The sequence below is a fragment of the Rhodococcus sp. OK302 genome, assembly GCF_002245895.1.
Classification (GTDB): Bacteria; Actinomycetota; Actinomycetes; order Mycobacteriales; family Mycobacteriaceae; genus Rhodococcus_F.
This window is the reverse complement of the sequence record NZ_NPJZ01000001.1, coordinates 4,570,575-4,580,696: the sequence shown is the minus strand read 5'-3', so window position 1 is coordinate 4,580,696 and position 10,122 is coordinate 4,570,575. Positions and strand designations below refer to the sequence as shown.

Here is a 10,122-nt window from a genome sequence, read left to right as displayed (position 1 = left end):
GGAACTCGCGCACCTGCACCTCACTCCGATTGCCGGGTCGTGCGACCATGCAAATGCTGTATGTGGTGCGTTCGGCAGGTATAAACGTCCTATGAGTCTTGATCCCGCAATTGCAGCGAAGCTGAAGCGAAACGATGCCGGACTGTTCAGCGCGGTCGCGCAGGAAAAGTCCACCGGAGATGTTCTGATGGTTGCGTGGATGGACGACGAAGCGCTCGCACGGACTCTGGAAACACGCAAGGGAACGTACTACTCGCGTTCGCGTCAGCAGTACTGGGTCAAGGGTGAAACGTCGGGCCACACCCAGTACGTCCATGAAGTACGTCTGGACTGCGACGGGGATTCGATCCTGCTCATCGTCGATCAGGAAGGCGCGGCCTGCCACACCGGCACGCACAGCTGTTTCGATACCGACGTGCTGCTCGCTGCTGAATAGGGCGGCACTTGACGGTGAGCAGGTCACTGTCCAACGATTGGGCGGACAACTTTCCGACACTGCGGGAGCGTTATGGCCGACAACGAAGTTGACTCCCTGTCACTGGTTGCTCGAACGCTGAGTGCGCTCGGTGGTGATGTAGGCAAGACTCGATCGCTCGGTATGTCGCGAGCGCTGACGGCACCGATCGCTACGGTGTGGTCTGCGATCGCAGAATTGGATCGTATCCCGCTGTGGTTCATGGCTGTTTCGGGAGAAGCGCGACCAGGCGGTCGCTATCAGCTCGACGGTAATGCCGGTGGCGAAATTCTGGTCTGTGAAGCCCCTCGCATGCTTGGTATCACCTGGGAGTATGGCGGGGATGTGAGCTATGTGACCATCGAGTTGTCCGAAACTGCAAGTGGTGGAACACTCTTCGACTTCACTCATGTGGCTGATGTTGATCTGGATCGGTGGACCGAATACGGGCCGGGTGCAGTCGGGGTGGGCTGGGATCTGGGGCTGCTTGGCTTGGCGCGTCATGTCGAACTGGGAATTAACACTCCCATCGAGACGCCGGAGTGGTCGGCGAGTAGCCAAGCAAAAGCATTTATGGCTACCAGCAGTGATCTGTGGGCCCAAGCTGCCATCAACTCCGGCGATGATCCCGAAGAAGCGCGCGCCGCGGCCGCTCGAACTACTGCCGCCTACACCGCGTAAGGAATGGTTGAGCGGACTAGCATCGGGATAGTCCGGATTGTTGCGGGATTTCCGCGTCCCGAGCGGAGACGACGATGGTGTATCGAGTCATCGAAATGGCGACGGTGTTCGTTCACTTCGGGTTTGTGCTGTACGTGGTGTTCGGCGGATTTCTTGCCTGGAAGTGGCGTCGTACCATTGCAATTCACCTCGCGGCGGTGGCCTGGGGTGCTGGGTCGCTGGTGATCGGATACGACTGCCCACTCACAAATCTGGAGAATTGGGCGCGCCGGATGGCCGGCATCTCCGAATTGCCATCCACCGGATTTATCGCGCACTACATCACCGGAGTCTTTTATCCGGTGAGTATCGAGCCGATTGTTCAGGGCGTGGCTGCGGCTGTCGTTGTCGGATCCTGGCTGGGGTATGTGTTGCTCGGGCGCCATGCAAGGGCACATACGGGAGCGTCGTCAATTCGGTGATCGGTCTTTCAATAGTCGAGACCGATCACCGTTTCCGAATGGAAACGGTGCCGGCCTGGCAATGGCTGGACCGGTAGTCAAGCGCGGCGAAGAGCTAATACCGGAATCGTGCGGATGCCGGCAGTCTTCGCAGCGTATTCGGCGAAGCCTGGGTACAGACTTGCCTGCAGGTTGAAGATTTTCTCGCGTTTGTCGCCGGTAACTTCGCGCACCGATACCGGGTACTTTTCAGTTCCGACTTCAATCTCGGCCTGGCCCGCAGCAACGAGGTTGTAGTACCAGTCGGGGTTGGTGGGGGCTCCAGCTTTAGATGCAAAAACGTAGATGGTGTCGGAATCCTGTTCGTCGGCCATATACATCATCGGGCTGATGAACTCGCGCCCGGACTTGCGGCCCCGGTGATGGACCAACACCATGGGTGCGCCTTCGAACGGCCCACCCACTTGTCCTTCGTTAGCTCTGAAAGTGGCAATGATGTCGGCGTTCCAGTCGTCAGTACTCATCGTCGTCTCCTGCTCAGGCCGTTTGCGTCCATTTGATACTGGTGGCTGGCTTTCGGTACCGCTAGCTTGGCATACGTTTCGACTTTGTGTGCTCGCAATTGTCGGCATTCGTCATCTACTATCTACGTATGAACGCAGATAGTAGTGTTTGCCGTCGAAAGCTCCCCGAAGATCAGGTCGATCTGGTGGTCGAGGTCTTTCGGATGCTCGCCGACGCAACTCGTGTCCAAATTCTGTGGGCATTGGTCGACACGGAACGGTCCGTCAACGACCTTGCCGAGCGCGTTGGCAAGCCGGCGCCGTCAGTGTCACAACATTTGGCAAAACTGCGTATGGCGCGATTGGTTCGCACTCGCCGTGAAGGTACGACGGTATTCTACCGTCTCGAGAATGATCATGTGCGCCAACTGGTTACAGATGCAGTCTTCAATGCAGAGCATGCCGGGCCCGGACTGCCGGGGCATCATCGCAACGCCGGTGAACTCCGCAAAATCCATCCGGAAAGGTCGCCGGAGGCCACCGGAGAGGTTGGTGCGTCATGACGCATGAGGCCAGGACGATGCACGGTCATGGCCACGCACATGGACACTCGTCGAGAGGCTTTCGATCCGCGATTCGTGAGGTCTTCTCGCCGCACAGTCACGACGCGACTGACAGTGTTGACGACGCACTCGAATCGAGTGAGATCGGCATTCGAGCCGTCAAGATCAGCCTTGTCGTTCTGAGTGTCACGGCGGTCGCGCAAGTCGCGATCGTGACGATCTCGGGTTCGGTGGCGTTGTTGGCGGACACTATTCACAACTTTTCCGACGCATTGACAGCCATACCGCTGTGGATTGCATTTGCGCTGGGAACGCGAGCGGCGACGCGTCGTTACACCTACGGCTTCGGCCGTGCCGAGGATTTGGCCGGACTGTTTGTGCTTGTCATGATCGCGATTTCTGCGTTGGTCGCGGGCGTTGAAGCGGTTCGGCGATTGATCAATCCTGTGGAGATCGAGCACCTGGGGTGGGTTGCGGCAGCCGGATTGATCGGCTTCATCGGTAACGAGTTGGTGGCGCTGTACCGGATCCGGGTCGGGCGGCAGATCGGTTCTGCTGCACTGATTGCCGACGGATTACATGCTCGCACCGACGGGTTCACTTCACTGGCTGTTCTGCTGGGTGCTGGGGGAGTTGCCCTCGGGTTTCCGTTGGCGGATCCGATTATCGGCCTCGTTATCACGGTTGCCATCGTGGCTGTTCTGCGTTCGGCGGCGCGCGATGTGTTCCGACGCCTGATGGACGGCGTAGAACCCGCGTTGGTTGACGAGGCTCAACGGGCATTGGAGCATGAGCCTGGTGTCCTGGGAGTTCGCGGACTGAAAATGCGGTGGATCGGTCACCGATTGCATGCCGATGCAGAACTCGACGTCGATCCTCGTTCGACGCTCGCCGAAGCGCACGCGATTGCGCACAGTGCGGAACACACACTGACACATGCAGTTCCGAAGCTATCGAGCGCGCTCGTTCATGCGTATCCAGCGCACGGTTCGCCGAGTTCTACCCATCGGGAGTGATCAGTGATCGGGGTTCACGTCCGGCTTCATTGCAATGAGCTGGATGAGGTTGCCGCAGGTGTCGTCGAAGACGGCTACGACGGCGGTGCCGATATCGGTCGGTTGCTGAGTGAATACAACACCCAAATTTGTCAGTCGGGCATATTCGGCCTCGACGTCGTCGACTGTGAACTGTGCGAGCGGAATGCCTTCTTCGGCAAGCGCATCGCGGTACGGCTTGACGGCGGGGTGCTTGGCGGGTTCGAGCAGGAGTTCCGGGCCATCGGGCCATTCCGGTGACTTAACCGTGAGCCAGGAGTCGTCGCCGAGCGGAATGTCATGATGCTTCGTGAAGCCGAGGACGTCCGTATAGAAGGCGAGGGCTGCTCGTTGGTCGTCGACGAACAGGCTTGTCAGTTTGATTTTCATTGTGTTCCTGTCTTGGCGGGCCATCGGCGGGTGATTTCGGCGAGTGGCTCGGGATTGAAATAGTGAAACTTGGAACGTCCGCGACGCTCGGTCATGACGAGCCCAGCCGATTCGAGGACGCCGAGATGCTGAGAGATTGCCTGACGGGTGAGGCTGAGGTTGTGCCTCATCGTGAGCATTGAGCAGATCTCGAACAGAGTCTGGCCGTCGCTCGCGGCGAGTTCGTCGAGGATGACACGCCTCGTCTCGTCGTCGAGAGCGCGATAGACATTGACCACGACCCCACTATAGGCAAGTGGCGACTTGCATATCAAGCTTACCGTTGCGCAAGGGAAGTTGAATATCCGAAATATCCTGTTCAGGGCATTTTCTCGGTAAGCTACTGAGCGTTGATCTGACGTATCTCACGCCGCTTCGGAACGGGGAAACCAGTGATCGCTTTGCGGGGTAGGGCGCTTGTCGCGGTGGTAGTGGTGTCGCTGACGGTGGCGTTGGCCGCCTGCACATCCAGTGATCCGGCCCCCGGCGTAGGCAGGAATTACGGATCGGACGCCACACCCGTCGACTTCAAGGAACCCGTCAAACTCAGTAGCGAAGACGGTGTTCTCGAGGTGCGATTGTCTGCCCACCAAGGAGCAGTTCCACTCGATACAGCGTCGGGACCGGTGTCGAATTTTCTGCTCTTCGGCTATGAGGTTCTGCGCGGCAGTGCCTCCGACGGAACAACGTCGGCGAGCGACGTCTACCCGGCGCCGACGCTCCGAGTGAACCCTGGCGAGCGATTGATCATCCACTACGACAACGATTTACAGGGACTGACGATCGAAGATTTCTACGATCCGGCGTTCACTCCGGCGGGTGGGAAGGTTCCGATCTATCCGCCGGCGCTGGCGTCCGCGCCGCTGAACCTGCATACGCATGGAGTCCATGTCAGCCCGGACGGTAATGCCGACAACGTGTTGCTCAACATTCCGGCGGGTCAGGGGAACGTGTACGACTACGCGGTTCCGGGGTCCATGCCCAACGGCTTGTACTGGTACCACAGCCATCGCCACACCCTCACCGCCCAGCAGACGTATCTAGGACTGGCCGGACTACTCGAAATCGGTCGTCCCGACGGCAATTTGCCGATAGTGACCGCCAACGACATACCGATTCGCGATATGGCACTGCAGTACAACTTCGTATTCGACAGAAAGGGAAAGGGACAACAACTCAACGATGCGAACTGGCCACAGTTCGTTTCGACGCTGGTACCTCCGACGGGAACCGAACTTGCCGACGGCACCTACCAGCCGAGCCTGGCGCCAGTGAATTTCTCCGAGACAACTGACGGCGCACAGTATTTCACCAATTGGTACAGCGGACCGCTGTCGCCGGCCAATCATCGTGGACAGAATCAGTTTGTCCCGGGCAATCTGCAGAGCTTTTCCAGCGATTCCACGAATGTTCCAGCTGACCCGGCGTTGCCGGACAATCAACGCGATGTGCAGTACACAGTCAACGGGCAGTTTCAGCCATCGTTGAAGCTGAAGCCCGGGCAGACTGAAATCTGGGTCCTCGCAAATATCAGTGACTTCGCATATATGCCGGTCACATTGACGGAGACGGCAACGGGCACACATCCGAAGTTCGCGATTGTCGGGCAAGACGGTAATCCTTTCAGTCAGGTCCAGCCGCCAGTCGATGGTGACGGGACCAGGCTCGTTATTCCGCCGGCATCCCGATACGCGATTGCGGTCACGATGCCGGCATCCGGGGATCTCGTTCTGGAAATGCCGCCGCTCGAAGGCGCGAAACCGGTGAGCAATCCGGGGATTCTCTACACGAACAACGGCACGGACAATCCGCCGGCAGAACTCGGTACCGTCACAGTCGATCCGTCTGTGATCAGTTATGCCGATGGGTTTTTCACGTTCCCGACCCAGCAGTTGATTCGAGCCACCCCAGATCAGGGTGAGGGCAGGACGACGCCATTCCAGTACGGACAGGCGCTAGATGCGTACACGTCGTTCGTGGATACCGCACCGATGAACCCCGACGTGACGCGCTCGCTGACGGTCTCGGGCGGCTTCGGCAACGACAAGGCCAGCAACAGCGATCCGAAGGCTTTCACCTACGAATTCGCGGACAACACCTTTCCCAATATTCCCCTCATCCAACCGCGTTTGAATTCCGTCGAGGAATGGAAGATCACGAACCTCAACAACGACGAGCATCCGATGCACATTCATGTCAACGACTTTCAAGTCATGGAAGTAGTGGACCCTGTTGCCGGAACAACGACGGGAGTTCAGCCGTGGGGGATCGACAACGTCAATGTGCCCGCCCCGGTCACCGATGAGAACGAGAATGCGCTGGTGCCCGCGTCGGTGACCTTGCGTACCAAGTTCACTGAATACACCGGAACGTTTGTGATCCATTGCCATCGACTCAATCACGAGGACAACGGCCTCATGGCGACGGTCAACGTGATTCCGGAAGTCTCGACGTATGCGGTCGCTGTCCCGGGTTCTCCGGGCGTACCTGCGACAGTTCAGATCTTTGACGCCAACGGCGACAGGTTGGTCACGACCGTGACGCCGTTCCCATCGTTCGAGGGGACACCCAGCGTCGCGATGGCCGACGTGAATGCCGACATGGTGTTGGACCTCGTCGTCGGAACCGGACCGGGTGTGGCTCCGGAAGTGGTGGCGTACAACGCGGTTAGTGGCGAGCCATTCACCGATGAGTTGGCGCGCTTCGCTCCTTTCGCCGCAGACTTCCGCGGTGGTGTCAACGTCGGCGGCGTCGACATCGACGGTAATGCGTTGGCGGACAACATCATTGTCGGATCGGGTCCGGGAATGGAATCGCAGGTGAAGATATACTCGACTGATCTGCCCGCTGACAAGAAGACGACTCCGGCGGAATTCGGGTCATTTACGCCGTATCCAGGTTCGAGCAGCGGCGTCACGATTGCCACCGGAATGGTCGACGCGCATTCCGGTCGGGCCAGCATCGTTACAGCGCCGGGCGTGGGCGACGAACCGTGGGTGAAGACATTCCGCTACGACTTGTACCAACCCACGGCCGCAGCAGCCGCAAGAGGAAACGCCGACGAACATGCAGGTCATGCGGATGGGCCGGCTATGACGTCGCAGTTCTTGGCGTTCGATCCGAGCTATCGGGACGGAGTTTCTCTCTCGACGGGATGGGTGGCCGGTGCCGAGGGCGGAGCGAAGTCCATCGTGACCGGGATGCGTGGAGGCGAAGGAACGGTGCGTGTCTTCTCGAGTGGGTCACGACTAGATGGTGCGCCCGAGATGTATCTGGAGAGCCCAGATCACCACTCGACAGACGTCGCCTTCCGAGAAGTTGCGTCCTTCGATCCATTCGAGGGATCCTCGGGCGTCGGTGTTGCGACCACCAGTACCACGGTGGGTGCAGACCTTCTGGTCAGTGGGCCGTCCGAGGTACGCAAATTCAGTGTGGGGCGGGCAGATCCGTCGGCGACCACCCTCACAGCGACTCTCGTCGGAACCCTGCCGCCCTATCTTTCTGGCGCAGGCGCGCTGCCGCTCGCGGGTCGCTAGGTGCGCGCTCCCGCCGTCACGATCGCGTCGATGACGGCGGCAGGGTCATCGAGCGCGACGAATGTCCTCGCACCGGGAACCTCGACGAACGCGGCGTCCGGAAACAGGGCCGCGAGCCGACGGCCGAGCACGGGCGTAAAGGCACGGTCAGCCATTCCCCACACGATCGTGACCGGCTTGGTGAAGCGCGGCAATCGGGTGGCGACGTCGGTGAGATCCATCGCTCCGACCCCACGCAACAGCGTCGCCAAGTTTTTGGCGATTCGTGAATCGGTGCTTATCGGCTCGACCCACGATGCGGTCAACGCGTCGTCCCGTCGGACCAGCAAGCCGTAACCCAGCGGCGAATGGCGCAGTGCTGCCACCTTGAGCAACTTGGACAAGAGGCCGATCGACCTCGGCCCACGCATGGTCGCGAACACGACGTTGAACGGGAACGGCGGGAACTTCTCGAACGCGTCGCAGTTGGTCAGTACCAGGCTGCCGACACTGTCGGGATGCGCGTCCACGAGGAGCTGGCAGAGGGCGCCGCCGGTGTCGTTGCCCACCAGTGTGACGTCGCGAAGGCCGAGTGCGCCGATGAAGTCGTGGATCATTTCGGCGACCGTGCCGGGCGTGAGATCCACCGAGTCGTCGACTGGAATCGTGTGGGAGCCAAGCGGAAGTTTGGGGAGTATGCAGCGGAAATCTTTGCGCGCAAGCCCTTCTGCAACGTCCATCCATAACCTGTGATCGACGAGGATGCCATGAATGAACAACACCGGGGGATAGGGCGAATCGTCTGGACCCAACACTCGATACTCTATCGTCGCTCGTTTCAACTTCACTTGAAGCATGTGGGATACCGTCCTCACGACAGTTACGAACACTCAGTATGAAAGTTACGTGCGGGCTGTATGAGAGTCAACGGTGATCCTGTTGGGTGCCCTCGACGAGGCAGCACTTTTCGTGTCTCGAGCGGCCGACACCGAAGGGGCTCTGGACAGATATATGCGGTGTGCGACCGCCTGATCGACGGTATCGCCGGCACCCACCCGCAAACCGACGCCCAGTAGGGGGATCTCCAGCTGGTTCCGGCATAGTGGCCAGACGCCTCTGATCTTCCGAAAAATGTTTTATCTCAACAACTCTCGAGCAATACTTTTTTGAAATCTGTCCGAAATGTCCCTAGGAATCGAAATCCTGTTCGATTAGAATTGACGAATGGGGAATCGGGAAGCGTGGCAACTGGACGGTGAGGGTCTCAAAGTCGAGGTCCTCGACCTGGTCCGCGCCCGCCATGAGATGCAATCACGCCTGGTGCACCTCGTTGTCGAGATGTTCACCCGTGACGCCCTCCCCGATACCGGCTTCCGGGCCATCGCCCAGTGGCTGCATCGGTCCACTAATCTCGAGATCGGCGAATGCAGTCAACTGGTCAGCCTTGCGCGGTTGTTCATGCTCGAACCCGTAGTCGCACAATCCTTTCACGGCGGTGACATTGACGCTCTCAAGGCCCGTCAGGTGGCACAGTTCTGCCAGCACCCACCCGAGAACATGCACATCGCGGACATCGAGAAGGCCCGCGAAATCCTTCTGGACCTCGCCTCGAAAAAAGTTTCCGACTGCGACGCCGTCCGGGCAGCCATCCGGCGCATCGAAAAGAAGTACGGCAACCGCGACGACGGCATCCCCATTGGGGAAGATTCCGAGCGCAACGAGTTCTACGCTTCGAAAGGTTTGTACGGACGGGTCAGCGTCAAAGGTGACCTCGACGCCGTCAACGGTGCCCGGTTGATTGCATTGTTGTCCGGACTTTCGAAGCCGACACCCGAAATTGACGGTGTGAAAGATCTACGTACTCCGGCACTTCGACGGGCTGACGGTTTCTGTGAACTACTGCGCCGCTTCGAGATGGCCGGCCTCGGCCCCGTCGAAGGTGGCGTCAAACCGCACCTGACGATCACCGCTACCGCGAAAGACCTCACGGACCTGCAAGTTCTCAAAGATCTCCTCCCATCCGCGGAGGAGTTGGGTTACGCGATCACCAACTGGGCCGGACCCATCAGCCTCGACAGTGCCCGCATGCTGGCCTGCGATTGCATGGTCACCCGAATCCTGCTCGATAAGAACGGTGTTCCGCTCAATCATGGAATCGACGAGCGAACCGCGACGGTCCCGCAGCGGCGAGCCTTGGCGGTCAGGGATGGGGGATGCGCGTTTCCTGGCTGCGGAACCCCGCCCGGATGGTGCGACGCCCACCATATTTTTCATTGGATGGACAGTGGTCCAACGGATTTCGACAACCTCATACTTTTGTGTGGTCACCATCATCGGTTGCTGCACCACACCGAGTGGAGTGTCGAGATCGGGGGCGATCGGAGAACCCGGTTCTATCCACCGATGTCGGTGGATCCGTATCAGGTTCCGATACCGGGGAACAGTCCACCGACAGCAGCTTGAACAAGCGAATGCGTAACGTGCACACCGGGGAAGAAACATG

11 protein-coding genes are annotated in these 10,122 nt (G+C 59.2%); 7 read left to right on the top strand and 4 right to left on the bottom strand.

Annotated elements, in window-relative coordinates:
- The first annotated feature begins 91 nt into the window (after positions 1–91).
- From hisI to BDB13_RS21005, 3 genes are all read left to right on the top strand, one after another.
- Positions 92–436, top strand: coding sequence for a phosphoribosyl-AMP cyclohydrolase (hisI, locus tag BDB13_RS21015; RefSeq protein WP_094273537.1), 345 nt, complete (start codon positions 92–94; stop codon positions 434–436).
- Positions 437–508: 72 nt separating this feature from the next.
- Complete coding sequence (locus BDB13_RS21010; protein ID WP_094273536.1) at positions 509–1,135, top strand: SRPBCC family protein; 627 nt, start codon at positions 509–511, stop codon at positions 1,133–1,135.
- A 74-nt stretch (positions 1,136–1,209) separates the two neighbouring features.
- The gene (locus BDB13_RS21005; protein ID WP_094273535.1) at positions 1,210–1,596 is read left to right on the top strand and encodes a DUF2784 domain-containing protein; all 387 of its coding nucleotides are present in this window, start codon (positions 1,210–1,212) and stop codon (positions 1,594–1,596) included.
- Between the two features lie 77 nt (positions 1,597–1,673).
- Here the strand turns inward: BDB13_RS21005 and BDB13_RS21000 are convergent, their stop codons facing one another.
- Positions 1,674–2,099, bottom strand: a complete 426-nt coding sequence (locus BDB13_RS21000; protein ID WP_094273534.1) for a nitroreductase/quinone reductase family protein — start codon at positions 2,097–2,099, stop codon at positions 1,674–1,676.
- Between the two features lie 128 nt (positions 2,100–2,227).
- On the opposite strand from BDB13_RS21000, the gene BDB13_RS20995 reads away from it, so the two are divergent.
- Positions 2,228–2,641 carry an ArsR/SmtB family transcription factor gene (locus BDB13_RS20995; protein WP_094275075.1) on the top strand — a complete coding sequence of 138 codons (414 nt, stop codon included), beginning with the start codon at positions 2,228–2,230 and terminating at the stop codon, positions 2,639–2,641.
- Positions 2,638–3,657 (top strand): cation diffusion facilitator family transporter, encoded by a 1,020-nt coding sequence (locus BDB13_RS20990; protein ID WP_094273533.1) that lies wholly within the window; start codon positions 2,638–2,640, stop codon positions 3,655–3,657. The genes BDB13_RS20995 and BDB13_RS20990 overlap by 4 nt, the downstream gene beginning before the upstream one ends.
- On the opposite strand, the gene BDB13_RS20985 is transcribed toward BDB13_RS20990, so the two are convergent.
- Positions 3,658–4,065: a VOC family protein gene (locus tag BDB13_RS20985; protein WP_094273532.1), complete on the bottom strand. Its 408-nt coding sequence runs from the start codon at positions 4,063–4,065 to the stop codon at positions 3,658–3,660.
- Positions 4,062–4,343 carry an ArsR/SmtB family transcription factor gene (locus tag BDB13_RS20980; protein ID WP_094273531.1) on the bottom strand — a complete coding sequence of 94 codons (282 nt, stop codon included), beginning with the start codon at positions 4,341–4,343 and terminating at the stop codon, positions 4,062–4,064. Before BDB13_RS20980 ends, BDB13_RS20985 begins: the two co-directional genes overlap by 4 nt.
- Before the next feature lie 153 nt (positions 4,344–4,496).
- Here BDB13_RS20980 and BDB13_RS20975 point away from each other — a divergent pair, with 153 nt between their 5' ends.
- Positions 4,497–7,640: a multicopper oxidase family protein gene (locus BDB13_RS20975; RefSeq protein ID WP_094273530.1), complete on the top strand. Its 3,144-nt coding sequence runs from the start codon at positions 4,497–4,499 to the stop codon at positions 7,638–7,640.
- Here the strand turns inward: BDB13_RS20975 and BDB13_RS20970 are convergent.
- A complete protein-coding gene (locus tag BDB13_RS20970) occupies positions 7,637–8,476 on the bottom strand; it encodes an alpha/beta fold hydrolase (protein WP_094273529.1) in 840 nt (279 codons plus the stop codon). The genes BDB13_RS20975 and BDB13_RS20970 overlap by 4 nt on opposite strands.
- A 367-nt stretch (positions 8,477–8,843) precedes the next feature.
- Between BDB13_RS20970 and BDB13_RS20965 the strand changes: the two genes are divergently transcribed.
- Positions 8,844–10,082 (top strand): HNH endonuclease signature motif containing protein, encoded by a 1,239-nt coding sequence (locus BDB13_RS20965; RefSeq protein ID WP_094273528.1) that lies wholly within the window; start codon positions 8,844–8,846, stop codon positions 10,080–10,082.
- The last annotated feature ends 40 nt before the right edge of the window (positions 10,083–10,122 follow it).